The following is a 25368-nucleotide window of genomic DNA, read 5'->3' on the forward strand; positions in this document are numbered from 1 at the left end:
GCGATGCTCGCAGACCTGGCTGCCGGCTTACTCCGATCCCGCCCCTTGCCGGAGCGGGATCTTCGAAACCCTACTGAGACTCGACGCTAATCAAGTCTCCTTGGGAGAGAGGGGTATTGTGCGCCGCCACAAACCCTGCGCATACGTATGTATGGTCCGACAATTGGCGAGATCGTTGCGCCGAGGCTAGAATCGGGCGGTTAGCTCGTCTTGCGGCGAACACGCCACGCGGTCCCTCACTGTTCCGTGCCGGCCCTAGCCGACGGATCGATGCCTGCCTCGGCTACGTCGCTGTCCCCGGCGACGCGCACCCACCGCAATGGCGGCGCATGGCGCCGCGGAGACGCTTCATGGATCAGCTCGACGACATCCTCCACCAGGACCTCGACCCCACCGAAACCCAGGAATGGGTCGAATCGCTCAACGCCGTCATCGATCGCGAAGGGACCGAGCGCGCGCATTTCCTGCTGGAGCGGCTGGTCGACTCCACCCGTCGTTCGGGCGGCTATCTGCCGTTCGATCCGACCACCGAATACGTCAACACCATTCCGCCGCATCGGGAAGCAAAGATGTCCGGCGATGCCGCGATGGAGTGGCGCATCCGCACCCTGATCCGCTGGAACGCGATGGCGATGGTGGTGCGCGCCAATCGCAAGCCGGGCGAACTGGGCGGCCACATCGCCAGCTTCGCATCGTCCGCTACGCTCTATGACGTAGGCTTCAACCACTTCTGGCGCGCGCCAAGCGCCGAGCATCCGGGCGACCTGGTGTTCCACCAGGGCCATTCCAGCCCCGGCGTGTACGCGCGTTCCTTCCTCGAAGGCCGCATCACCGAGGACCAGCTCGACCTGTTCCGCATGGAAGTGCTCGGGGGCGGCCGCGGCCTTTCCTCGTATCCGCACCCGTGGCTGATGCCCGACTACTGGCAGGTGCCGACGGTCTCGATGGGCCTGGGGCCGATCCAGGCCATCTACCAGGCGCAGTTCTGGAAGTATCTGGAACACCGTGGCCTGATGCCGAAGACCGACCGCAAGATCTGGTGCTTCATGGGCGACGGCGAATGCGACGAACCCGAGTCGCTCGGTGCGATCTCGCTGGCCGGTCGCGAAGGCCTGGACAACCTCGTCTTCGTGATCAACTGCAACCTGCAGCGCCTTGACGGCCCTGTGCGCGGTAACGGCAAGATCATCCAGGAACTGGAAGGCGTGTTCCGCGGCGCCGGCTGGAACGCCATCAAGGTGGTCTGGGGCAGCTACTGGGACCCGCTCCTGGCGCGCGACAAGAACGGTGTGCTGCGCAAGCTGATGATGGAAACCGTCGACGGCGAATACCAGGCCTGCAAGGCATTCGGCGGCGCGTACACGCGCGAACACTTCTTCGGCAAGTACCCGGAGACGCGCGAGATGGTCGCCAACCTCAGCGACGACGACATCTGGCGCCTCAATCGTGGCGGCCACGACCCGCACAAGGTGTACGCGGCCTATCACGCGGCGGTGAATACCAAGGGCATGCCCACCGTGATCCTCGCCAAGACGGTGAAGGGCTACGGCATGGGCGCGGCCGGTGAATCGCAGAACCCCACGCACCAGCAGAAGAAGCTGGACGATGAGGCCGTGCGCCACTTCCGCGACCGCTTCAACATCCCGGTGCCGGATGACAAGCTCAAGGACGTGCCGTACTACCATCCCGGCAAGGATTCGCCGGAAGTGCAGTACATGCTTGAGCGCCGCAAGGTCCTGGGCGGTTCGCTGCCGCAGCGCCGCCGCCACACGGACGTGAAGCTCAAGGCGCCGGAACTGGCGGCGTTCGAGCAGATCACCAAGGGTACGGGCGACCGCGAAATCTCCACCACCATGGCCCTGGTGCGCGGCATGAACCTGTTGCTGCGCGACAAGGGTATTGGCCCGCGCGTGGTGCCGATCGTCGCCGACGAAGCGCGCACCTTCGGCATGGAAGGCATGTTCCGCCAGATCGGCATCTACGCGCCGTTCGGCCAGAAGTACCGTCCGCAGGACGCAGACCAGCTGCTGTACTACCGCGAAGACCAGAAGGGCCAGGTGCTGCAGGAAGGCATCTCCGAAGCCGGCGGCATGGCCGCGTGGATGGCGGCGGCGACCAGCTACAGCATCAGCAACCAGCCGATGCTGCCGTTCTTCATCTACTACTCGATGTTCGGCTTCCAGCGTATCGGCGATCTGGCCTGGGCGGCCGGCGACATGCGTTCGCGTGGCTTCCTGATCGGCGGCACCTCGGGCCGCACCACGCTCAACGGCGAAGGCCTCCAGCACGAAGACGGTCATTCGCACCTGATGGCCGGCGCGATTCCGAACGTGCGCGCCTACGACCCGACTTTCTCCTACGAAGTGGCGGTGATCCTGCAGGACGGCACCCGCCGTATGCTGGAGGATCAGGAAGATGTGTATTACTACATCACCGTGATGAACGAGAACTATGCCCATCCCGATCTGCCGCAAGGGGTCGAGGAAGGCATCGTCAAGGGCATGTACCTGTTCAAGGATGCCGGCAAGCCGAAGAAGGGCGAGCCGCGCGTGCAACTGCTCGGCTCGGGCACCATCCTGCGCGAAGTGATCGCCGCGGCGGAACTGCTGGAGAAGGACTTCGGCGTCAGCGCCGACATCTGGTCCGTGCCCAGCTTCATCGAAGTGCGACGTGACGGTTTCGATGCCGAGCGCTGGAACCGCCTGCATCCGGAAGCCGAGCAACGTGTGCCGTACATCACCGGCCTATTGCAGGGCCGTCAGGGTCCGGCGATTGCTGCTACCGACTATGTTCGCGAATACGCCGACCAGATCCGCGCCTTCATGCCGGACGGCATGAACTACACCGTACTCGGCACCGATGGCTTCGGCCGCTCGGATACGCGCGAGCACCTGCGCGGCTACTTCGAAGTGGACCGCTACTGGATTGCGCATGCCGCCCTCGCCGCGTTGGCAAAGGACGGCAAGGTCAACGCCAAGGATGTATCGCGTGCGATCCGCGAATACAAGCTCGATCCGGACAAGCCCAACCCGCTGTCGATGTAAGAAATGAGAAGCCCGCCGAAAGGCGGGCTTTTTTATGTACGTCCGTCATTTCCGCGCAAGCGAAGGCGCTTTTCAATGGCGAATGCCGGTCAATCCATTTTCATTGGCACATCAGAGAAAAATGGCTTCCCGCTTGCGCGGGAATGACGTCTTCACAGGAGCCGCTCAATCCTCTTCTCGGCGCAGCGCGCGATAAAGCAGGAACAGCGCACCCACGGTGCCGGCAACGATCGCCGCCGTGGCCACCGGGTGCCGGCCCGCATGGCGGCGCAGGCGGCGGTACTGGTAATTGGCTTCGTCGGCCAGGTCTTCGGCGCGGCGCGCAATGCGCTTGCTGGCATTGCTGCTGCTGAGCCTGCCTACTGCCCGGCGACCGCGAGAAAGCCAGTCGTCGGCGGTATCGGCGGCACCGTCTGCATACTCGCGCACACGGTTGCCAAGGTGGTCGAGTCGGCGTTCGATGTCGGCTTGCCTGCTCATGGCATTGTTCCTTCTCTCGGTGTTTCCAGGGTTTTAAGAACTTGCCAGCGCTAACGTGAGCAGGACGTTAACCGAAAGTCGACATTCGGGCTTTGATTTGCGTCATCTGCACAGTTGCCACGCGCAGGCTGGAATGGCCATTTCAGCCTACACGATTCATGCCGACGAAGACGCCATGTGCAGCCGCTGCCTGCGTCGCAGGGTAGGGAACAGCAGCACCCACAGCCCGACCACCGCCAGAGTGCCGATGCCGCCAACCACGGCCGAGCCGACCGCGCCCAGCCAGGCGGCCACCATGCCGGATTCGAACTCGCCGAGCTGATTGGAGGTGTTGATGAAAATCGCATTCACTGCACTTACGCGACCGCGCATGGCGTCGGGCGTATCCAATTGCACCAGCGAGCCGCGGATCACCATGCTGACCATGTCGAAGGCACCCAGCGCAAACAGTGCCAGCAGCGACAGCCACAGCACTTTGGACAACGCAAACACCAGCGTCGCCACGCCAAAGCCGGCCACCGAGGCGAACATGATCTTGCCCACGTTGCGCTCCATGCTGTGCCGCGCCAGCCACAACGACATCAGCAAGGCGCCGAAGGCGGGGGCCGCGCGCAACAAGCCCAAGCCCCATGGCCCGGTATGCAAAATGTCCTTGGCAAAGATTGGCAGCAGCGCGGTTGCGCCGCCCAGCAGCACGGCAAAAAGGTCCATCGAAATCACGCCAAGCACGTCTTTGCGCTCGCGGATGAAATGGACTCCGGCAAACAAAGTCTTCAGCGTAGCCGGTTCGCGCTTCGGCGGTGCCTGCTCGTAGCGCAGCTGCGACACCATCACGGTGGAAACCAGATACAAAGCCGCCGCCGCTGCATAGACGACGCCAGGGCCGGCGACATACAGAAGGCCGCCCAACGCCGGTCCCATGATCATGGCCGCCTGCATTGCCGAAGCGTTTACCGCCATGGCGCGCGGCAGCAGGGTGGTAGGAACCAGCGCTGGTACCATGGACTGCAGCGATGGTGACTCGAACGCCTTGGCGGTGCTGACTGCAAAGATCAGCAGCAGGACGCCCGCTTCGTTGATCGCATGCAGCAAGGTCATCGTCGCCAGCATTACGATCGCCAGCCATTCCACGATCTGCCCGATCAGCACGATGCGCCGCCGATCGAACTGGTCGGCCAGGTGGCCGGCAGGCAGCGCCAGCAGAACCGACGGAAAAAATTGCACCAGGCCAATCAGCCCCAGATCGAATGCGCGACCGGTGATCGCGTAGATCTGCCAGCCCACCGCCACGGAGAGCATCTGGAAGCCGAAACTGGAGGCGGTGCGGGCGCACCAGAAAGCAAGGTAGGCGCGGTGGTGGAGCAGCGAATCGGCCGAGTTCGGCGCGGATTTGGGTGACATGCGGGGTCCCTGGCTGGAGCAGGCATTATCGGGGGATTGGGGTGTTCTGATCTATTCAATCTACCCGTCACCGCTCCATATGCGATCCCGGCTGCACTCCAACGCGTAGGCTGGGGTGCAAACCCCAGCATTGCCATCCGCACACATCGCTATGTTGGGGTTTGCACCCCAACCTACACGCTGCAAGCCTCCGGCTCATACGTAAACCTGCACGTACGTGGCCGAGACTCCCGGCTGCGCGCCAACATGGCTGGCTTCGAAGCGCGGCTCGACGCGCACTTTTTCGTGCACATGCACCGCAACTAGTGTAGTTAACCTCGACTTTCAGGCCGAAATCGACTCCCTGGATACCGACGATGCCCGCCTTACGCGACGCGACGGCATCCACGTCCCCTGCAGCAGACGCTACCGTGCGGCATTGTGGGAGCGCTTCGGTCGGTCATCGGCGGCCTAGCGACGCTCTGATCGATGCAATCAGCTGGCTGGGTGCGGTGATGAAGTGGTCCAGATCAAGCTGGATTTCCAGGCTGCTTGCAGCTGCGGTTGACGTGATTGCGCCCGCGCCCAGATCAATGAAGACGAGCCGCGTGCGACGCCTACACCCCGCCCAACGCTCTGTCGGACGGGGAAAACGCACTGACGATTATTGAAAAACAGCAACCTGTCCCATTCCCGTACGGCAGAAAGCAGGAATACACCCCTCCAAGGTGGTGGGGTAGAAACCAGCGGTGGGACCGGAAAGACAATTCACATACGCGGAAATGGATCCTGTTTGGCCCGCGCTGGCGGGGTCAGCGGACCGCATAATGCATCTCCCCATGATCGTCAGTTTTGCAGAAACCATGCCAACAACTATGGTGCCATAATAGGAAGTGCCGATAGTGTAGAAATTTTGGTTAATAATGGTGCTGGTGCTAGGGGCTACAGGATTTACATAATTGGAAGTCGCCTGCAGGCTGCCGGAGATATTAGCCTCGCTTCCGTCATTTATTTTGAGATCGGGCGACTCTTTGAATGTGCCGTTCACTATGGCGCCCGCTTTAGGCAGGTGCTTGGAAGCTTTTGAGTTGGGTTGTTTGCAAGACCCTCCATCCAATGTCTCTTCGCCAATGACGACGTTAGACTGGTTGGTAACGTCTATGCCTCCGATTTTTTGACAAATTTTCTGCCGGTATACATCGGCATTTTCCGGCTGTTGCCCGGGTATCAAGAGCAGCTCGCCATTTTCCTGCTTTTCCAGCACCTGCCCGATCACGATTTTTTTGCCAGCTTCGTCAGGGCTGTCGACTTCAATCGAACGATGAATGATGACCTTGCCATCGGCATTGGTATTTTCGGTATAAGAAACGACGCCAGGTACCGTGGCGGGAGTGAAGTGGTCGTCTTCGGCGCTTTGCTGTTGGGCCATACTGAACGAGGGAGTGGTGGCAGCGGCCAAACCCAGGACCATGTATTTGATTGGCAGATGCATAAGAGTCGCCTCAATCGGAAGGGGTAAGGGTGACTATAAAAAAGCACGGCGGCGAAAGTGCAAGGACTTTTCCTTAAAATTTAGGCTTGGCATGCAAAATAAAGTAATTGAGATAAATCTCAGGTCATGTGACATTGTTTGTTGCGCGTATGCGAGTTAAACGGCCTGATATTTCGATTGCGCGGGGCCGAGCTTTGTCTGTCGGGAACCGTTCGCCATCGAGCGCCGTCATGCGGCCTATGCCTGCATGCTCGAAGAGGTGTTCAATCACATTCTCAAGGAAGCAACCCACATAGCACGTAGGCTGCGATGGCAATCCCAGCATTGCGACACCCTAGACACGAAGCTGGGATTTCATCCCAGCCTACGCGGTTCGTCGCCGGGCACTGCCAAACGCGCATAGAGTGTAGCGTCGGCTGCGTGGCATACATCAGGGCATCTGTAACGGTTGCATCTGGGCTGGTGCTCGTTTCAAGCTAGAGGCCTCACTTCGCTGGGACCGCCGCCGATGACCCGTACGCCTTTCCGCCATGCCCTGGTCGCGACCGCTGCCTGTGGCTGGCTGCTGCTTGCCGCCTGTTCACCGGATCAGAACTCCCCGTCGCCGGAGGATGCCGCCAAAGCGCAGGCGCAGCAGATGACCCAGGAAGCGAACCGGGAACTTGAGACCTACCAGCAAGCGCTGCAAGCTAAGAACGATGAGCTTGCAGCTCAGATCGGCGAGACCATCGTCAAGCAATTCCCGGCATCCGATGCGGCCAAGCAAGTCCAGCAAAGCTTGCCCGAGGTGGCGCAGCGGGCGAAGGAATCGGCCGAAAAACGGCGCCTGGAGGCGAATTGGAGCTACCAGGTCGGCCCGATGGAAGGCGGTACGCAATCGACCGCCAGCCTCTACAGCACGCGGCCCAGCGGCGATCGCTCAGTGCGGCTGGTATTGCGCCGCCATACCCAATGGGGCCAGAGCGTATTCCTGTTCGGCACCGGGCACGGCTTTGCATGCAAAGGCAATTGCACGATCACCGCCCAGTTCGACGGCAAGCCGCATCCGCTGCGCGCCTTCCTGCCGACCACCGGCAGCGAGCCGGCGATTTTCATCCGCGATGACAAGCCTTTCATTACCGCCCTGGAGAAGACCAGGCGCATCAGTATGAACGTCACCACGCGCGATGGCGACCAGCAGGAACTGGTGTTCGAGGTAGGCGGTTTCGATGCGTCCAAATGGCAGCCGGTGGGCGGCAAGAAGTAGGCCCGTGCACCGGTAGTTGGCTCGCGCGTTAGGGTGACTACCTGGATCAAGGAGGCAGGTGTCATGTCGAAGCTACGCATTCTGGCTCTCGTGCTTCTTGGTGTGCTGCTGACAGCATGCGAAACCGCGCCGTATGCGCAGCGCCTCCAGCAACGCCAACAGGCCTACAACGCTGCTGCCGGCGCGCCGGTACGCAGCTTCCGTCTGATCATGGGGATGCAGATCTATTCGTGGGAGCCGCTCAGCGATTCGCAGCTGGTGATCTACACGCTACCCAGCAAGGCCTATCTGCTTGACGTGTGGCCTTGCAACAATCTCACCTTCACCAATTTCATCGGCTTGACCAGTTTTACCAATGAAGTGCAGACCGGCTTCGACAAGGTACTCACCGGCCGACCTTATATTCCTTGCGTGATCAAGCAGATTCGCCCGATCGACCTGGCGCAGTTCAAGCTCGAAAAGGAAAGCCAGCGTCACATCGACAGTTTGCCGCGCGATAACAGCGGCAATGCGCCCGCGTCCAGCAGCAGCCGATAATGGCTGAGCCGGAAATCTACTGCCCACTGTGCGCCTGGCGTCCGCTGGGCAGCAGCCGTTGGCTTTGCTCGCGGCGCATGGGCGGCTGCGGTACGCAGTGGAACACCTTCTGGACCGGCGGCGTCTGCCCGGGTTGCGGCTATCGCTGGGAGATCACCGCTTGCCTTGCTTGCCGGAAATTTTCCCTGCATCGCGACTGGTATCACTGGCCTGAGCCGCAGACGCAGGGCGAACAGCAAGAGCAGGAGCTTGAAACTTCATCGCATTGAGGGCGAGAAGGCTGGGATGGCGATCCCAGCTTTCACCCCCGGTTTGCCGTTGCTTCCCAGCCTACTGCAGGAAGAAACGCTCGCTGATCCGCGCGAGCGGCTTTTCCAGCGTCTGCTGCAGGCGCGGTGGCAGGTCCAGCGGCTTGAGCAGCATCTTTACGGTCATTTCCGCGGGAATATGCCGCCGCAGCAGTGCCTGCGCGGGACCGGCCACTTTCAGGAATTGCGACTGGTCGGCCTTGTGTTGCGGGTAGCACTGGTTGAAGACGTGGCGCAGGGCAATGTCGCTGTCTTCGTTCCTGATTTCGTTGACGCGGCGCAGGATGGTGCGGAACACCTGGTAGCGGCTCAGCTTTTCCTGCGTGCGATAACGCTGGAAGTGCTGGTAGAAATGCTTGAAGTGCCGTACCTCGTCGCTCTTGATGTGGTTGGTGAGCTGCTTGAGCACCGGCTCGTCGACGATGTCGTTCAAGGCGCGGTACAAGCTGGCGGTACCGGTTTCCACTACGCAACGGGCGGCCAGTTCCAGGCCGCGCGAGGGTTCCAATTGTTCATTGGTGCAGAGCGCGCCGTAATCTCTCCAGAACGCCTGGAATCCGGCTTCCCAGTCGAACTCCGGCCACACGTGGCGCACGTAGGTGGCAAGGGCGCGGCCGTGCTGCAGTTCCTCATGCTCCCAGTGATCGCGCAGCCAGGCCTGCAGCTCCAGGTCGCCGTCGAAATGCTCGATCAGGTTGCTGGTGTACAGGTCCGAGCCGCTTTCCACGAATGACGCGCTGCACAGCAACAGGAACAGGTTTTCGTTGTGGCGCACGCGCGCCATGTCAATCTCGGCAAAATCCAGACTTTCCAGAGTCCATGGAAGGACGGTGCTGTAGTCCACGTAGGGGTTCCTGTGCAAAAAAAAGCCATCGGATCTGTGACAGATCCGGGACAACAGGATAAATGGTGAACGCTGGAACGGATTAATGCCAGCTTTGCGGGAAGAGCAAGCCCAAACCGCCCATCGCAAGACGGGGACGGCTTTGGTGGGAGCTGCCTGGCCGCTGTGTTCTTCTGCGCTACCGCACCACCGTCACGGGTACGTGGGCGCCGGCCAGCACCTCTTCCGATACCGAGCCCAGTAGCCAACGGCCGAGAGCACCGCGTTCGGTGTGCCCGATCACGATGTGGTCGATGGGGTGCTGCTTGACCTGGTTGAGCAGGATATCGCCAGGACTGCCGTGGGTGATTTCCAGGTCCACCAGTGCGTCGGTATCGGAGTCGAGCGCACGCAGTTCCAGCAGAGTTTCCCGGGTTCGCTCACTGGCAGAGTCGGTCATGACCAGGGCGCAGGCATCCGCCCCGCCCTGGGTGACCTGCAGCACCGACACCACTCGAACCCGGCCCTTGCAGGCACGTGCCAAGGCCATCGCGAAACGGTAGGCGCGTCGCGAGGTTTCCGAACTGTCATAGCCGACCAGCGAATACTTGGGCATGATTACTCCGGATCAAAAAAGCCGCCCAGCTTCAGTGTGCGCGGCGCATTGTTAGTTAAGCATCAAGGGATGCCCTGATCCATTCCACCCACCCGGCATCAGGTGCAGAAGGCCTGCAGGGGGGGGCTGGGCGGGCACGTCACACGCTAATTTCTGGGCAAAAGACCGCCACAGCCCTCTACGCGCACCTCACGGGGGGCTTGCCAACACTGAACGCGGCCAGCCGTGCTTGGCGATCTGTTCAGTTTTTGGATCCCACACTCTTGCTACGGCATGGCTGATCCATGCCAGCGTCCAGGAGGCTTTATGAGCAAGCGTACTTTTGGATTGACGGCCGCCGTGCTGCTTTGTGCAGGTGCCCTGGCTGGTTTTTCCACCAGTTCGGTCCAGGCGGGCGAAGCGCCGGTGAAATGCCACCTGACCTACAGCCTGTCCGGGTGGTCAGTGATCTACCAGCACGCCGAGGGGCGCGGCGATGTCAAATGCGATAACGGCCAAAGCGCTGCTGTCAGCATCAGCATGTATGGCGGCGGGCTGACAGCGGGCAAGTTCCATGTCACCGGCCATGGCGACATCAGCCATGTCTATGGCATCAAGGATGTTTATGGTGGTTACGCGCAAGCAGGGGCTTCCGCTGGCGTGGTGCGCAGCGGCACGCTCCAGGTGCTGACCAAGGGCACTACTTCGATTGCGCTGTCGGGTAGCGGCGAAGGCATCAATCTTGGTGTGGCCGTCGACAAGTTCGATATTGAACCGATCGGTCGCTGAGCAGTTGCTGCCCCGCACCCAACGAAAGGCGCCGCAAGGCGCCTTTCGCTTAGGGACGCTCTGATCTATTCCACGTACCCGTCACCGCACTGTATGCGCGTCTGGCTGCGCCCCAGGGGTGAAGGCAGACTGGCTGTCTGTCTAGGCACTGGGGCGCAGCCAGACACGCATACAGTGCGGCCCCAGCATTTTAAATTTTGATGACGGGGTGACGCCCAGAAGGCCCGCAGGCCGTGCCCCGCGGCTTGAACAGACGGCCAGTCTGCCCTGTGCCGCGCGACACACCCTGCGAGCCTTCTGGACGTCATGCCGGGTGCGTGGAATAGATCAGAGCGTCCCTACGTTGGCCGCGCGTATACTCAGCCCTTCTCTAGGCGGGAGCGCTTTATGCGTCGTTGGTTGACCTTGCTTGCGACGATCGGCCTGCTGGGCCTGTCGGCGATTCCTGCGCTTGCCGGCACCGGACCGCAAGGCAATCCGCAAGTCGGGCAGGTGGCGCCCGCGTTCCGCCTGCAGGACCAGAACGCCCATTGGCGCAGTCCCGCCGACTTTCACGGGCATTGGCTGGTGGTGTATTTCTACCCGAAGGATTTCACGCCCGGCTGCACGACCGAGGTCTGTACCTTCCGCGACGAGATCGTAAAGTTGCGTCAGGCCGGGGCGGACGTGCTGGGCGTAAGCCTCGACGACGTGAAGTCGCATGCCGAGTTTGCCGCGAAATACCACGTGCCGTTTCCGCTGCTGTCCGATGCCAGCCGCCAGGTCGCTATCAAATATGGTGTACTCACTTCGGCCGTCGGTTTTCATTTCGCCAAACGCACCACCTTTCTGATCGACCCCACCGGCAAGATCGCCAAGATCTACCGTGACGTCGATCCGAAGGAAAACGCTACGCAGGTGCTTGGCGATCTGGCCACCTTGAAGAAGGCTGCGGCCTGATGCTGATCTCGCGCTTCGATTCGGACCTGCACAGTAGGAAGCCCGGCTTTGCATGGTGGCGAATGTTCACCTGGATCATGCTGTTGGTGGCCGGCTTTCTCGGTTCGCAGTACCTTCGCCACGCCCAGCAGGTATGGGCGGAGTTGCACAAGCTGCCGGCGAGCGACGCGGAACAGGCATTGGGGCTGCGCTTCATGCTGGGCTGGGACCTAGGCTATCTCGCCGCCGCCTTCGTGGTGATCATTGCCACCGCGGGGTGCATCCTGCGCCAGCCGTGGGCGCGTTCGGTACTGCGTGTCGTAGCGTTGGTACTGGGGGTGTGGCTCGCGTTTCGAGGCGTATCGCTCTGGCACCAGTGGAGCGCGCTGGAGCAAGTTGGCGATAGCTCGGTCCAGCAGCAACTGGATGCGTTCAAGCGTCCGTTGCTGATCGCGCTGGGAATGCAGGTGTTCGCAGTGCCCGCCCTGATATGGCTTGCGTGGCAGTTGGGCCAGCCCGCCGTGCGCCTGCAATTCCGGCCACGGCCGTAGGGCGCTCCGTAGAAAGGCCCTGATTCAGCGACCGTTGTCCCGTTGGGCATTATCGCTGTCGGGCCTTGCTCGACGGAGATCCCTGCCATGCGTTCCAATCGCCTGCTCGTTGCCTGCCTGTTCCTGTTCGCGGCCGGTAGCCTGCAAGCGCAGGACCTGTCGCAAATCTGCCATGCCACCAGCAGCTACGACCTCAGCCTGCAGCAGGGGCGGCTGGTCTTTGACCGCGCCCAGCCCGCGCCGCTGCGGGTGGTCATCGCCTCCGGCACGCTGCAGACAGACGGGCAAAACGTGCCGCTTAATGCCGAGGACCAGGACCGCCTCAGCTTGTTCCAGCGCGAACTGCTGGCCTTGGAGCCGCGGGTGAAAGCCGTCATCAACCATGGCGTGGACGTGGCAGTACAAGCGGTGCAGCAGGAGACAGAGGGTCTCAATCTCGATCCGGGGACTCGAGCCGAGCTGCAACGCCGCCTGGCGGCCCATGCCGCCGATCTGCATCAGCGCGTCGCCGCCAGCCAGAGTACGCACGACTGGCATGGCGACACTGCCGATCAATACGCCAATCAGGTGGCCAGCGATATTGCGCCGTTGATCGCCTCGGCGTTGGGGCAACAGGCCATTGCCGCAGCCATGAGCGGCGATTTGCAGCAGGCTGCCGCACTGCGTGATCAAGCCGCCGATCTCACCACGGGATTCCAGCCCCGCTTGCAGCAGCGGCTGCAGGTATTGCGCCCCGAAATCCAGGCGCTCTGTCCTGCTATCCAGCGCCTGGCCGAGCTCCAGCAAGGCATTGGCGCAAGTCATGGACGCCCGCTTAACTTACTTGATGTCGCGCGGTGAAACGCCAGCTGAGCGAAGGCCGCTCGTGACAGCTGGATTTATCCGCCGCTAAGTGCTTGTCCTGCAACATGGCGACGGTTTTAGATCCACGCGCGGACGGGAGGCGAACTTAGTGTCGCTGGCGATCCAACATCTATGCAATGGCCTGATCCGCCGCAGCATCGAGCTGCGTGCGATGTATCGTCGTGCTTCGACCCAGGTGGGCGAGCCCGGGTTGCGCACCGTGCTGGATGAGGAAGCGCAGTCCCTGAGCCTGGTGATCGCGGCCTTGCAGGATCAAATCCGCAGCCACGAAGGCACCCCCGCTACCCGCCGCCGCGTGCTCGGCGCAGTGCGCTACCGTTTCGACGCCATGCTGCCGCGCAGCGATGACGCCTGGATTCGCCTGCTGGCGCGCCACGAGCAAAGCCTGCTGCGCTCGTTCGAGCGTGTGATCACACGGGTGGGAGCTGGCGATGTGGAGATGAAGGCGGAGCTGCACCGCCAGTTGCCGCGCCTGCACTCGATCGACCTGGATATGCACAGCCTGGCTAAGGCCATCGGAGTCGGACATTAAAATGCCGAACGAGGCGCTGGCGGTACTCGCTTTCTGGTTCGATTCAACCCATCACGAATTTTGGTTCGCAACAGATCCGGCATTCGATGCGGAGATCCGCACCCGTTTCGCCGACACCTTGCGGCTGGCCGAGGAAGGCCGGCTCAAGCATTGGGCCGATACGCCACAGGGCTGGCTGGCGCTGTTGATCGTGCTGGACCAGTTTTCGCGCAATCTTTACCGCCACGATGCACGCGCATGGATGCAGGACCTTCATGCACAGCGGCTTGCGCTGTGGGGGATCGAGGAAGGTTTCGACCGCCAATCGCCACCCCTGCAGCGCGTCTTCGCCTACCTGCCGCTTGAGCATGCCGAAGACATCGGACTTCAGCAGCGATGCGTCGCCCTGTTCGAAGCCCTGTGCCGGGATCTGCCGGCCGAACTGCGTGAGCCCTACATCGTCCATCTCGACTATGCTCGCCGGCACGCGGCGGTGATTGCGCGCTTCGGCCGCTTTCCCCATCGCAATGTGTTGCTTGGCCGAACCAGCAGCCCGGAGGAGCTGGCATATCTTGCCGAAGCCGGCGCTGGTTTCTGAGCGGAAAGTCACGCCAGGGGTGGCCGGATACGTCAGGGAACCGATCATGCGTCGCTATGTTTTGCTTGCCTTGCTGATTACGACCTGCAGTGCGCGTGCCTTGCAAAGCATTCGCGTGGGCAGTCAGCTGCTGGTGGTCGGTGACAGTACCGCGCGCGTCAAGGAACTGCTGGGACAGCCCTCGGTGCGCGCCAGCAGCAGTTCCGGCCAGTGCAAGGCGCGCAAAGCGGTTTCCGGAGCGTCCGGCAGGGGCAAGCAGCGGAAAGCCGGCTGCCAGCAATGGCAATATCGGCGCGACGGGCACACCACCACGTTCTTCATCGTCGACGGAAAGATCGCGCGTATCGACGACGTGGCACGCTGAACGCGTAGGCTGGGATTACGATCGTGGGCTGGAGTGCAAACCCCAGCATTGCCATGCATGCCACCCGCGCGATGCTGGGATTGTCATCCCAGCCTATGAATCGCGTAGCTCCCTCAATAGCGACTGGGCGTTCCAGCGCACATACGACTGCTCGGCTTCACGAATCAGTGCCACGATGCGCGCATTCGCCGGCGCGCGTCGTCCTTTCGACTTCGCCAGCGCCACGATCTCGCCATTGATGTAATCCACCTCGGTGCGGCGACCAGCCTGCAGGTCGTCCCACATCGAGGAGCGTGCCAGTGGATCGATCGCCAACATGCGTGCGGCAATGCCGTGAAAGAGCCGATCCGGCAGCGATAGCACCCTCGGCAGCCAGCGCGTGGGCAGGCTGGTTAGGTGGGCGGGGCGGATACCTGCAGATTCCAGCACCTGCAATCCTTCCTGCTGCAGCAAGGCCAGGCATTGACGCCAGGCACGCTGGGCCAATTCTTCGCGCAAGGGCAAGCCGCTCAGTGCATTCAACGGGTTGTTGAGATTGATCAGCAACTTGGCCCACAGCACTGCCTGCATGTCGTTGCGCTGCTGCAACGGAAGGCCACCAGCGGCGAAAGCGGAAAGCACAGATGGTGTAAGCGCTGCAGAGCGCTCCACCATCAGCGAGCCGGACGATCCTTGGTGGAAGTGTGCCGGTTCCGGCTGTGTCACATTGAACGGGATCATGCCCGTCAGCACTTGGCAGTCAGGCAATGCGGCGCGTAGGTCCGCAGCGTTGTGTACGCCATTTTGAAAACTGATCACCAGCGTACCTGGGGCGAGCACGTCGGCCAGTTCGTGCGCGGCCTCCACCGTTGCCGCCGATTTTACGGTGACCAGGACGGCGTCGGCATCCTGCGCGGCGGTTGGTTGCGTAGCGATTTCGAGCGTTGCCGGCAGGGCGCGTCGACGATGTCCGTGCAGATCGCTGACGGTCAAGCCGTGTTCCTTCAGGCTGGCCGCGATGCGAGGCCGCGCGATCAGGCGAATTCGTGCATGGGCATGCAAGCGGCCGCCGAGGTAGTTGCCGACCATGCCGGCGCCGTAGATGACAATGCGCGGCGCAGCCATCATGCGACGGCCGCCGCGGCAGCACGTCCAGCCACGCGGCCCGAGTACAGGCAGCCGCCGAGGAAGCTGCCTTCCAGAGCACGATAGCCATGCAAGCCACCTCCGCCGAAGCCGGCGGCTTCGCCTACGGCATAAAGACCTCGCAATGGCTGGCCGTCATGCCCCAGCACGCGTGCGGCCAGGTCGGTTTCCAGGCCGCCCAGCGTTTTACGCGTAAGTACATGCAAGCGCACCGCAATCAACGGCCCGTTGGCCGGATCGAGCATGCGATGCGGCTTGGCCACGCGTACCAGTCGATCGCCGCGATAGCGGCGCGCGTTATGGATCGCCATGATCTGGCCGTCCTTGGCAAAGGCATTGTCAAACTGCAGATCGCGTGCCTGGATCTGTTCGCGCAGACGTGTCACGTCCAGCAACTGACTTCCGGCAAGCGCATTCATCCCTACCACGAGGTCATCCAGGGTGTCGCGCACAATGAAGTCGCGGCCGTGGCGCTTGAACGCTTCCACCGGTGCCGGTGCCTGCTTTCCGATGGCGCGCTTGGCGACCTGCCGCCAGCTTTTGCCGGTGAGATCGGGATTTTGCTCGGAACCGGACAAAGCGAATTCGCGTCGGATGATCTGCTGGTCGAGAATGAACCAGCTGTAGTCAAAGCCGGTACGACGCAGATGTTCCAGCGTACCCATGGTGTCATAGCCTGGCCACAACGGACCAGGCAAACGATTGCCGCGTGCGTCGAACCAAAGCGAGGACGGGCCGGGCAAAATGCGTATTGCATGCATTGGCCAGATCGGGTTCCAGTTCTCGATGCCTTCCACGTAGTGCCACATGCGGTCGCGGTTGATCAACCGTGCACCACTCGCTTCGGTGACGCCCAACATACGTCCATCGACGTGTGCGGGCACGCCGCTCAGCATGTGCAAAGGCGGCGGCCCCAGGCGTTCGGGCCAGTTTTTGCGTACCAGTTCATGGTTGCCGCCGATGCCTCCGGAGGCGACGATCACCGCTTGCGCGCGGATTTCGAAATCGCCGGCCGGTTCGCGCGAACTCGGCTTGCCGCGTTCGACCCGGTCCTCCGCCAACCGAGCACCGTGTACGCCGACCACACTGCCGTTTTCCGCTATCAGTCCATCGACGCGATGACGGAATGCGAAGCTCAGCAGACCTGCTGCCTGCGCTTCACGTGCGCGCCGCACGAACGGCTCCAGCACGCCGGGCCCGGTGCCCCAGGTCACGTGGAACCGCGGTACGGAATTGCCATGGCCGATCGCGCCGTAACCGCCGCGCTCGGCCCAGCCCACGACCGGGAACCAGCGCATGCCCATGCCGTAGAGCCATGTCCGTTTCTCGCCCGCCGCGAAATCGACATAAGCTTCAGCCCATTTGCGCGGCCAATGGTCCTCGGGGCGGTCGAACGCGGCGCTGCCCATCCAGTCCGCAAGCGCCAACGCCTGCGAATCGCGAATGCCCATCCGGCGTTGTTCCGGCGAATCCACGAAGAACAGCCCACCGAATGACCAGAACGCCTGCCCGCCAAGGCTCTGCTCCGGCTCCTGCTCGACGATCACCACGCGCCGGCCGGCATCGGTCAGCTCAATGGCCGCAACGAGTCCGGAGAGGCCAGCGCCGACCACGATGACATCGGTGGATTGCATGCAAAGGCCCCTGGTTCTTTGCCACCCCAGGCGCCAACTTATCGTGCGCCCGGGCGTTTGCCTATGTGCGCTGCGCCATTCGTCACGGCGGGTGCGCATGACCGATGGCACGGAATGACGTACGGCCCATGCCGCCAACCCGTCTGGCGTTAAACCTTATGCGCATCGGCATGCATCTAACCGTGCAGCCGCCGCTCCGGCTGGCATCCTGGGAGGGATACTCATGCGCCGCCACATGCTTTCGTTGATGACCTTGCTGGTGTTCGCCACGGCGGGTGGTGTGCAGGCTGGGGGCAATCATGGCCACCACCTGACATGTTCCTATACCAGCGATTACGACATGCAGGTGCAAGCCCAAGGCATCGCGTTCCAACGCAGCAGCGGCCATCCGGGCGATGTCTTCATGCATGACGGCAAGCTGCGCGTGGAGGGCCAGGATGTCACCGTATCCGAAGCGGATGCCGCCCGCTTGCGCGAATACGAACGGGAGGTGCGCAACCTGATGCCAGCCGTTGCCGGCATCGCCCGCGACGGTGTGGATATCGGCTACTCCGCGCTGACCACGGTAGTTGCAACCTTGTCCGACAATGGTGACGAACGCACGCGGTTGCTGCGCGAATTGCGCGATCGTCATGGCGAAGCCATGCGCCACATCGACAACACGCTCGGACAGGGCAGGTGGAAGGTGGGTGAGGAGGGTGAGCTTTTTGGCAATGAGCTGCAGCAGACGGTCGCCGACCTGGTCAGCAACGTCACGCGCGACGTCGTGAAGGACGCGCTCAGCGGCGACGCGGGCAGGCTTGCTTCGCTCGAGGCGCGCACCGATGCGCTGGACACCACGATCGACAAGGCCGTGGATGCGCCTGCCGAGAAACTTGGCCAGCGCGCCGAAGCGCTTTGTCCTCATCTGAGCCATTTGCAGCAATTGCAGCAGCAGTTCCAGTTCCGCCTGCCGAATGGCGAGCACCTGCAACTGATCGATTCGAACATGGAGCGTTCCGACAAGGCGAGTTACGCCCAACGCTAGTTCCTTGAGCTGGCGAATATCCCCACCGTGCTCCCCAGCACGGGATAGTCACATGCCCGGCTCCCCTACCGGGCTTTTTTTAATTTGGCGCGTTGTTCATCTGCACTTCTTGCCGATAGCGCCTAGGCTGGGATGGCAATCCCAGCGCCGCGATATCGAGTAGAAGCTGGGCTTGTCATCCCAGCCTGCGCGCTGCGATGCACAAGCCGCAGGCGACTGCTAGGCTAGGCGGCCAGCCTGCCAAGGATGCCCCATGTTCGAACGGCTCTTGAGCGTTTCCCGCGACGATCTGCTCGCGTTCTTCACTGTGCATGGGCCCGCCTTGCTCGGCGCATTGCTGGTGCTGCTGATCGGCAACTGGTTGGCCAGGCGGCTGGCGAATTTCCTGCAGCGCGCGATGAACCGAGCTGCGGTCGATCCCACCCTCAGTGGTTTTCTGCGCAATCTCTTGTATGGCGTGCTGATTGCCGTGCTGATCGTGATTGCCTTGCAAACGGCGGGCGTGCCCAGTGCGCCGCTGCTGGCCGCGCTGGGCGCCGGCGGCCTGGCGATCGGTCTGGCCCTGCAGGGGTCACTGAGCAATCTGGCTTGGGGCGTGTTGCTGATCGTATTCCGTCCTTTCAGGGTGGGCGACTATATCCAGGCCGGCGGCGCCGAGGGCACGGTGGAAGGCATCAATCTGATGCATACCCAGCTCGTACTGGCGGACAATCGGGAGGCAGTCGTTCCCAATGCCAAAATCGGGGCCGATGCCATCATCAACTTCAGCCGACGCGGCTCGCGCCGCTTCGAACTGCGCGTGGGCATCGGCTACAACGAGGACATCGGCAAGGCGTTGGCGACCGTACAGCGCTTGTTCGAGGCCGATCCGCGCATCCTGAAAAGCCCACCACCCACCGCATGGACGGAAAGCCTGGCGGACAGCGCCGTGCATCTGCTGTTACGCGGCCACACTAGTACCGACGATTTCTGGCCTGCCCAGACGGATTTGTTGCGCGCGGTGAAGGAAAACTTCGAGGCTGAAGGCATCCGCATTCCCTTTCCGCAACGCGAGATCCATATCGTTACCGGCCAGTTGCCGATTAAATAGGACAAATGCGCCGCATACGTATGCGAATGGCTGCCTATGGCGTTTTTGGCATGTCCTGAACGGATGCCGGTTGCTATGATGGACGTCTTGCGGCCGCTCGAAGCCTTCCCCAGCGCGGCCGCCTTCGTTCCGCAGGAGAAATCATGGCCGACCTCAAAGAAGCCCGCGTCCCAGATATCGGCGGTCACGGTGATGTGCCCGTGATCGAGGTGATGATCAAGCCCGGTGACACGGTAGAGAAAGATCAAAGCCTCATCACCCTGGAGTCGGACAAGGCGACGATGGAAGTGCCCGCGTCGTTCGCCGGCGTAGTCAAGGAAGTGAAGCTGAAGGTGGGCGACGAGGTGTCCGAAGGCGCGCTGATCGCCATTATCGAAGCCAGTGGCGCCGCGACGCCTGCCCCGGCAGCCAAGGCTGAAGAGCCTGCCGCGAAGGCTCCTGCTCCTGCTCCGGCACCTGTGCCGCAGGTAAAGGAAGAGCCCGCACCGATCGGCGGCCGCAGCGTGCTGCCGGGCAACGCGCCCGAAGGCGACGTGGCACCGCAAGCCCGTCCGCCGTTCGACGCCAAGCTGGTCATGCCGGGCGATGCCCCCTACGCCACGCCGGCGATCCGCGCCTTTGCCCGTGAACTGGGCGTGGACGTTCGCCAGGTGAAGGGCAGCGGCCGTAGCGGCCGTATCGTGCGCGAAGACATTGCCGCTTACGTCAAACATGCGCTGGCTTCCGGCGCGCGTCCCGTCGAGGGGGGCGCGGTGGCCGCCGGAGGCGGGCTCAACCTGCTGCCGTGGCCGAAGGTGGATTTCGCCAAGTTCGGCGAGGTGGAAGAGAAGCCGCTCACCCGCATCCAGAAGATTTCCGGCGCCAACCTGGCGCGCAACTGGGCGATGATCCCGCACGTCACCCAGCACGAAGACGCCGACATCACCGAGCTGGAAGCCTTCCGCAAGAAGCTCGGCGACGAGAACAAGGATCTGAAGATCACCCCGCTGGTGTTCCAGATCAAGGCGGTGGTCGCGGCGCTGAAGAGATTCCCGCAGTTCAATGCCTCGCTGGACGTAAGCGGCGAGAAGCTGATCCTCAAGAAGTACTTCCACGTCGGCATCGCGGTGGATACGCCCGATGGCCTGGTGGTGCCAGTGATCCGCGACTGCGACAAGAAAGGCCTGCTGGATCTGGCGGCCGAGCTTGGCGAGATTTCCAAGAAGGCGCGCGACAAGAAGCTCGGTCCGAACGACATGTCCGGCGGCTGCTTCTCGATTTCCTCGCTTGGCGGTATCGGCGGCACGGCCTTCACGCCGATCGTCAACGCGCCGGAAGTGGCGATCCTCGGTGTGTCCAAGGCGCAGACCAAGCCAGTCTGGAACGGTAAGGAATTCGCGCCGCGCCTGATCCTGCCGTTGTCGCTGAGCTACGATCATCGCGTGATCGACGGGGCGGTTGCCGCACGCTTCGCCTCCTTCCTCGCCACCCAGCTTGGCGACATCCGCCGCTTGCTGCTCTGACGCGAGGAGAACTTGAGATCATGGCCAATACGATCGAACTGAAGGTCCCCGACATCGGCGGTCACGAAAACGTGCCGGTGATCGAGGTGATGGTGAAAGCTGGCGACAGCGTGGCGAAGGAACAAAGCCTGATCACGCTGGAGTCGGACAAGGCGACGATGGAGATTCCCGCCAGTGCTTCGGGCGTCATCAAGGAGATGAAGCTGAAAGTAGGCGATGAGGTGTCGGAAGGCGCCGTGATCGCCATCCTGGAATTGGTGGGTGCCGAAGCGGAGGCTCCAAAGGCTGCCGCGCCAGCTCCTGCTGCACCTGTGCCTGCCCCGGCCGAGACCGCTACGCCTGCGAAACCGGCTGCGCCAGCACCGCAGGCCGCCGGCGCCACCGGACGCAAGGCGGACCTCGAGTGCAAGCTGGTCGTGCTCGGCTCCGGCCCTGGTGGCTATACCGCTGCGTTCCGTGCCGCCGACCTGGGTGTCGACACGGTCCTGGTGGAGCGCTACGCCTCGCTTGGCGGTGTTTGCCTCAATGTGGGCTGCATTCCTTCCAAGGCGCTGCTGCATGCCGCAGCGGTGATCGATGAAGCGGAAGCGATGGCCGCACACGGCGTGAGTTTCGGCAAACCCAAGCTCGACCTCGACAAGCTGCGCAGCTTCAAGAACAAGGTGGTGGGCCAGCTGACCGGCGGCCTGGCCGGCATGGCCAAGCAGCGCAAGGTGCGCGTGGTGCAAGGAGTCGGCACCTTTGTCTCGCCGAACGAAATGGAAATCGACACGGCCGAAGGCAAGAAGCTGCTGCGTTTCGAATACGCCATCATCGCTGCCGGCTCGCAAGCAGTGCGACTGCCCGCGTTCCCGTGGGATGACGAACGCATCATGGATTCCACCGGTGCGCTGGAGCTGAAAGACGTTCCCGCCAAGCTGCTCGTCGTTGGTGGTGGCATCATCGGCCTGGAAATGGCTACCGTGTACTGCGCGCTAGGCAGCGAAGTGACGGTGGTCGAGTTCATGGACCAGATCATTCCGGGTTCCGATGCCGACCTGATCAAGCCGCTCGCCAAGCGCTTGAACGGCAAGCTCAAGGGCGTGCACCTTAAGACCAAGGTGGTGGAGGCCAAGGCCACCAAGAAGGGCATCGAGGTCAGCTACGAAGGCGAAAGCATTCCCGAAACCAGCGTGTTCGATCGCGTGCTGGTGTCGGTAGGCCGTTCTGCCAACGGCAACAAGATCGGCGCGGACAAGGCCGGCGTGGCAGTGACCGAGCGTGGCTTTATCAATGTCGATACGCAGATGCGCACGAACGTGGCGCACATCTTCGCCATCGGCGACCTGGTAGGCCAGCCGATGCTGGCGCACAAGGCCACGCACGAAGCGAAGGTGGCCGCCGAAGTCGTGGCAGGCATGAAGAGCCACTTCGATGCGCGCGTGATTCCTTCCGTGGCCTTCACCGACCCGGAAATCGCCTGGGTCGGCGTCACCGAGCGCGAAGCGAAGGAAAAAGGCCTGAAGATCGGTGTGGGCAAATTCCCTTGGGCAGCCAGCGGCCGCGCCATCGGTATCGATCGTACCGAAGGCTTCACCAAGCTGCTGTTCGACGAGGAAACCCACCGCGTGGTGGGTGGCGCCATCGTCGGCCCGCACGCCGGTGACCTGATCTCGGAAATCGCGCTGGCGATCGAGATGGGTGCAGAAGCGGCCGATATCGGCCTCACCATCCACCCGCATCCGACGCTGAGCGAGTCGGTGGGCATGGCGGCCGAGGCGTACGAAGGGACCATCACCGATCTGTATATGCCCAAGAAAAAGTAAGGGTTTGCAAACGAAAAAAGACCCGGAGCGATCCGGGTCTTTTTTCGTGTCATTGCGGTGATCGAGCGAGCTGGTTTGCCACTGCGTCATCAAGCCGCTTTTCGAGTGTCTTCAGACCATTCACTGCCTGTTGTTGCAGAGCGGTCATCTGGCTGACGGTATGTAGAAATTCGCGTGGCTGCACTTCTCCGGTTTGCAGGTCGGCGACCATGTCGGCCAGATGCATGCCGCTCGTCAGCAGGGTCGTATTTTCCGTCATGGTGGTGAGGGCGTCACGTTGACTGGCATAGGCGGCGGAATAGCGTTGCATCCGCTCGGCATCCATCCAACTGGCCGACTGGTTGGCCACCGCGACATCCCAGGCCTCATGTCGCAGCGTGGGAAAATTCATGCCCAGATCGAAGTGGCCGCCAGCCTGAGCGAGGATGTGCTGCTTGACCACGTCATCCGGCAGGTGTGACTTGAGATCCTGGATCACTCCTGCGCGGATCTTGTCCAGCCGCTGCAGCTGTTGGGTATCCTGCTGAAGACTTCCCTGCACTTCCGACAGATTGGTGCGGATTTCAGCTTCGATCTGGCGGCTGCCGATCTCGGCCGCGTGGGCGTGGTGCGCGTGCTCAATCCACGCCTCCAGCCCCAGCGCAGTGAGGATACTGAGCACGATCATCAGGTAATGCTTGAGGAAGTCGCCGAGGGTCTTGAGCGGTTCCTTGGGAAGCTCCAGGTGCATGAGTGCGGTTCCAGGTAGAGGGTCGCCAAGCCTAACCAGTCCGGAGCAGGTGGAAAACATCTGTGGTGACAAGGGCGGGGCCCTTGCCACCTGCGCGCAGGGAAAGGCTCTAGCCAGCTTGCGCAACAGTCTTCATCAGGTCTTGCGAAATTTCGGACAGCTCGCTGGCAAGCGCGGCCAACCCGGGATAACGGCCGAAAAGCGATTCCACATCGTTATGTCTTACCGTGACCGAGTCATCCGGCATTTGCATCACGACCAGCTTCAGCGGTATTTCGGCTACCGCGCTGGGATCCGTGGCCAGCAAGCGCGCGACGTAGCGGGGGTGGAAGAACAGCAGCTGCCTCGCCGGCAAGATCGAATACCCTCCGCGCTCCAACAGCATTTGCGGATTGATTTCCTGGATCACCCACATATCCTTTTCCGCCACTCCCTGCCTGAGCCGTTCGAGCGTTGCCTCGAAATCCCATCCCGAAGTGACGACTTTTTGGTGAGACGGATGGGATGCTGCGGCATAGGTGACGGCTGTCGATGCTGCGTTCATGGGACGAAACTCCTTATTGGGCGCTGTAAGCGCTTGCTGCGTCGAGAACGCGGGCCGAATAGACCATGGCTGCGCCGGCATTCAAGGCTACTGCCACGCCCAGGGACTCGGCGATCTCTTCCTGTGTCGCGCCCTGCTTCAGCGCCTCTGCAACGTGCACCGTTATGCATCCATCGCAGCGTGCGGTAACGGCTACTGCCAATGCAATCAGTTCGCGCGTCTTGGCATCGAGATGGTTGGTCTTTTGGCCGGCCTTGGACAAGGTCTGGTATCCGGCGAGGGTATCCGGGCTGAGCTTGCCGATTTCGCCGATGCGGCCAAGCAGTTCTTTGCGGTATTGCGGCCAATCCAACATGGTGAGCTCCCTTGCGGCTCCGTTGTGGTGTGGCTAGTGTTGCGCGGCCGCCGGGATGCCTGAATACTCGACCGACTCAATCTTTAGCGCGAACGTCTCATGGATGCTTTGAGCAGGGTGCTTGAATTGGCGCAGATCCGCGGCAGCCTGGATCTACGCTGCCTGTTTGCAGGCGGTTTCGCCGTGGACCACCCGCCGATGCCGACGGGCGAGGCGCCTTTCCATCTGATGCTGCAAGGGGCGGCCGTGGTCGAATTGCCGGATGGCAGTTCGCAAAGGCTCGCCGCCGGCGAGCTCTTGTTGTTACCGCGTGGCAATGCGCATCTGGTGCGCGACGTGAGCCGGGCGTCGCCGATCCATCCCATGAAGTTGAGTGGCGAGGGAATCGTGCCGATTCGCCGCAATACCGACCGCGGAGCAGAGGTGGATTTGCTATGCGGTCGCTTCGTCTACGCGCCGGGGGCCGCCGATTTGATCATGCGCTCGCTACCCGACGTGCTGCATCTGTCGCTGGAGGGCGATGACGTCCTGGAAGGGCTTCGCGGTATCGTAAGCTTGTTGCGGCGTGAAGTGGAGGAGCCACGGCCAGGTGGATTAGAGCTAGCGACAGCATTGACTCGCGCCTTGTTCGTGCTGGTGTTGCGGGGGTATGGGCTGGGTGATGGCGTGCGGATATCGTTGTTGGCGCTACTCGGCGACCTGCGTTTGAGTCGTGCCGTGACGGCGATGTTGCAGGACCCGGGCAAGGACTGGACGCTCAGCCTGCTCGCGGAACAAGCTGCGATGTCGCGTGCCACGTTTGCACGGCAGTTTGCCCGAAAAAGCGACAAGTCGCCGATGGAATTGCTGACCGTGCTTCGTATGCAGCTGGCTGGCGAATGGCTTCGGCAGGGGCAGCTCGCCATAGGAGACGTTGCGGAGCGGGTCGGCTATCAGTCGGAATCGGCGTTCGGCAAGGCGTTTTTTCAGTATATGGGGGCAACGCCTGCCCATTTTCGTCGCGCGCATGGTCAGCTTGCGGAAAAATAGACGGCCAGGCGGCATGGTTCAGGGCAG

General features: G+C 62.1%; 26 protein-coding genes. 16 read left to right on the plus strand and 10 right to left on the minus strand.

The genetic code is table 11. The features are described from left to right. Window positions 1–350 precede the first annotated feature (350 nt). Window positions 351–3044, plus strand: coding sequence for a pyruvate dehydrogenase (acetyl-transferring), homodimeric type (gene aceE / locus EKH80_RS07715; RefSeq protein WP_126684168.1), 2694 nt, complete (start codon window positions 351–353; stop codon window positions 3042–3044). Between the two features lie 165 nt (window positions 3045–3209). On the opposite strand, the gene EKH80_RS07720 is transcribed toward aceE, so the two are convergent. From EKH80_RS07720 to EKH80_RS07730, 3 genes are all read right to left on the minus strand, one after another. Further along, window positions 3210–3524, minus strand: a complete 315-nt coding sequence (locus EKH80_RS07720; RefSeq protein ID WP_126684169.1) for a hypothetical protein — start codon at window positions 3522–3524, stop codon at window positions 3210–3212. Window positions 3525–3680: 156 nt separating this feature from the next. After that, window positions 3681–4925, minus strand: coding sequence for an MFS transporter (locus tag EKH80_RS07725; RefSeq protein ID WP_126684170.1), 1245 nt, complete (start codon window positions 4923–4925; stop codon window positions 3681–3683). A gap of 643 nt (window positions 4926–5568) precedes the next feature. Next, on the minus strand, window positions 5569–6396 hold the full coding sequence (locus EKH80_RS07730) for a hypothetical protein (protein ID WP_126684171.1): 828 nt from the start codon (window positions 6394–6396) through the stop codon (window positions 5569–5571). Between the two features lie 508 nt (window positions 6397–6904). Here EKH80_RS07730 and EKH80_RS07735 point away from each other — a divergent pair. The 3 genes from EKH80_RS07735 to EKH80_RS07745 all read left to right on the plus strand — a co-directional run bounded on the left by EKH80_RS07735 (window position 6905) and on the right by EKH80_RS07745 (window position 8448). Continuing rightward, window positions 6905–7642: an outer membrane protein assembly factor BamD gene (locus EKH80_RS07735; RefSeq protein ID WP_126684172.1), complete on the plus strand. Its 738-nt coding sequence runs from the start codon at window positions 6905–6907 to the stop codon at window positions 7640–7642. Between the two features lie 63 nt (window positions 7643–7705). Beyond that, a complete protein-coding gene (locus tag EKH80_RS07740) occupies window positions 7706–8179 on the plus strand; it encodes a DUF6491 family protein (protein ID WP_126684173.1) in 474 nt (157 codons plus the stop codon). Next, entirely contained in the window at window positions 8179–8448 is a 270-nt protein-coding gene (locus EKH80_RS07745) for a hypothetical protein (protein ID WP_126684174.1), read from the plus strand. The genes EKH80_RS07740 and EKH80_RS07745 overlap by 1 nt, the downstream gene beginning before the upstream one ends. Window positions 8449–8509: 61 nt before the next feature. Here EKH80_RS07745 and EKH80_RS07750 read toward each other — a convergent pair whose 3' ends face one another. After that, on the minus strand, window positions 8510–9331 hold the full coding sequence (locus EKH80_RS07750) for a ferritin-like domain-containing protein (RefSeq protein WP_126684175.1): 822 nt from the start codon (window positions 9329–9331) through the stop codon (window positions 8510–8512). 178 nt (window positions 9332–9509) lie between these two features. Further along, entirely contained in the window at window positions 9510–9926 is a 417-nt protein-coding gene (locus EKH80_RS07755) for a universal stress protein (RefSeq protein WP_126684176.1), read from the minus strand. Window positions 9927–10232: 306 nt separating this feature from the next. On the opposite strand from EKH80_RS07755, the gene EKH80_RS07760 reads away from it, so the two are divergent. From EKH80_RS07760 to EKH80_RS07790, 7 genes are all read left to right on the plus strand, one after another. Further along, window positions 10233–10694: a hypothetical protein gene (locus tag EKH80_RS07760; protein ID WP_126684177.1), complete on the plus strand. Its 462-nt coding sequence runs from the start codon at window positions 10233–10235 to the stop codon at window positions 10692–10694. 387 nt (window positions 10695–11081) lie between these two features. After that, on the plus strand, window positions 11082–11633 hold the full coding sequence (locus EKH80_RS07765; RefSeq protein WP_126684178.1) for a peroxiredoxin: 552 nt from the start codon (window positions 11082–11084) through the stop codon (window positions 11631–11633). Continuing rightward, window positions 11633–12163, plus strand: coding sequence for a hypothetical protein (locus tag EKH80_RS07770; RefSeq protein ID WP_126684179.1), 531 nt, complete (start codon window positions 11633–11635; stop codon window positions 12161–12163). Before EKH80_RS07765 ends, EKH80_RS07770 begins: the two co-directional genes overlap by 1 nt. Before the next feature lie 87 nt (window positions 12164–12250). Next, window positions 12251–13003, plus strand: a complete 753-nt coding sequence (locus tag EKH80_RS07775) for a DUF2884 family protein (protein WP_126684180.1) — start codon at window positions 12251–12253, stop codon at window positions 13001–13003. Window positions 13004–13115: 112 nt separating this feature from the next. Then, a complete protein-coding gene (locus EKH80_RS07780) occupies window positions 13116–13559 on the plus strand; it encodes a DUF2383 domain-containing protein (RefSeq protein ID WP_230473493.1) in 444 nt (147 codons plus the stop codon). 1 nt (window position 13560) lies between these two features. Beyond that, the gene (locus tag EKH80_RS07785) at window positions 13561–14136 is read left to right on the plus strand and encodes a DUF924 family protein (RefSeq protein WP_126684181.1); all 576 of its coding nucleotides are present in this window, start codon (window positions 13561–13563) and stop codon (window positions 14134–14136) included. A gap of 46 nt (window positions 14137–14182) precedes the next feature. After that, window positions 14183–14500, plus strand: a complete 318-nt coding sequence (locus EKH80_RS07790; RefSeq protein ID WP_158628792.1) for a hypothetical protein — start codon at window positions 14183–14185, stop codon at window positions 14498–14500. Window positions 14501–14593: 93 nt separating this feature from the next. On the opposite strand, the gene EKH80_RS07795 is transcribed toward EKH80_RS07790, so the two are convergent. Further along, window positions 14594–15607 carry a 2-dehydropantoate 2-reductase gene (locus EKH80_RS07795; RefSeq protein WP_126684183.1) on the minus strand — a complete coding sequence of 338 codons (1014 nt, stop codon included), beginning with the start codon at window positions 15605–15607 and terminating at the stop codon, window positions 14594–14596. Then, window positions 15604–17259 (minus strand): FAD-binding dehydrogenase, encoded by a 1656-nt coding sequence (locus EKH80_RS07800; RefSeq protein WP_126684184.1) that lies wholly within the window; start codon window positions 17257–17259, stop codon window positions 15604–15606. Before EKH80_RS07800 ends, EKH80_RS07795 begins: the two co-directional genes overlap by 4 nt. A gap of 223 nt (window positions 17260–17482) precedes the next feature. Between EKH80_RS07800 and EKH80_RS07805 the strand changes: the two genes are divergently transcribed. The 4 genes from EKH80_RS07805 to lpdA all read left to right on the plus strand — a co-directional run bounded on the left by EKH80_RS07805 (window position 17483) and on the right by lpdA (window position 22683). Next, entirely contained in the window at window positions 17483–18286 is an 804-nt protein-coding gene (locus EKH80_RS07805) for a DUF2884 family protein (protein ID WP_126684185.1), read from the plus strand. A gap of 253 nt (window positions 18287–18539) precedes the next feature. Beyond that, window positions 18540–19376, plus strand: a complete 837-nt coding sequence (locus EKH80_RS07810) for a mechanosensitive ion channel family protein (protein ID WP_126684186.1) — start codon at window positions 18540–18542, stop codon at window positions 19374–19376. A gap of 143 nt (window positions 19377–19519) precedes the next feature. Continuing rightward, window positions 19520–20878 (plus strand): dihydrolipoyllysine-residue acetyltransferase, encoded by a 1359-nt coding sequence (gene aceF / locus EKH80_RS07815; RefSeq protein ID WP_126684187.1) that lies wholly within the window; start codon window positions 19520–19522, stop codon window positions 20876–20878. 20 nt (window positions 20879–20898) lie between these two features. Beyond that, complete coding sequence (lpdA, locus tag EKH80_RS07820) at window positions 20899–22683, plus strand: dihydrolipoyl dehydrogenase (protein ID WP_126684188.1); 1785 nt, start codon at window positions 20899–20901, stop codon at window positions 22681–22683. Window positions 22684–22732: 49 nt separating this feature from the next. Here lpdA and EKH80_RS07825 read toward each other — a convergent pair whose 3' ends face one another. The 3 genes from EKH80_RS07825 to EKH80_RS07835 all read right to left on the minus strand — a co-directional run bounded on the left by EKH80_RS07825 (window position 22733) and on the right by EKH80_RS07835 (window position 24312). Continuing rightward, entirely contained in the window at window positions 22733–23413 is a 681-nt protein-coding gene (locus EKH80_RS07825; RefSeq protein WP_126684189.1) for a hypothetical protein, read from the minus strand. Between the two features lie 109 nt (window positions 23414–23522). Further along, entirely contained in the window at window positions 23523–23957 is a 435-nt protein-coding gene (locus tag EKH80_RS07830; RefSeq protein WP_158628793.1) for a DUF302 domain-containing protein, read from the minus strand. Between the two features lie 13 nt (window positions 23958–23970). Continuing rightward, window positions 23971–24312, minus strand: a complete 342-nt coding sequence (locus EKH80_RS07835) for a carboxymuconolactone decarboxylase family protein (RefSeq protein ID WP_126684191.1) — start codon at window positions 24310–24312, stop codon at window positions 23971–23973. A gap of 99 nt (window positions 24313–24411) precedes the next feature. Here EKH80_RS07835 and EKH80_RS07840 point away from each other — a divergent pair, with 99 nt between their 5' ends. Continuing rightward, window positions 24412–25341 (plus strand): AraC family transcriptional regulator, encoded by a 930-nt coding sequence (locus EKH80_RS07840; RefSeq protein ID WP_126684192.1) that lies wholly within the window; start codon window positions 24412–24414, stop codon window positions 25339–25341. The last annotated feature ends 27 nt before the right edge of the window (window positions 25342–25368 follow it).

The sequence above is a fragment of the Dyella choica genome (genome assembly GCF_003977665.1).
GTDB classification, from domain to species: domain Bacteria; phylum Pseudomonadota; class Gammaproteobacteria; order Xanthomonadales; family Rhodanobacteraceae; genus Dyella_B; species Dyella_B choica.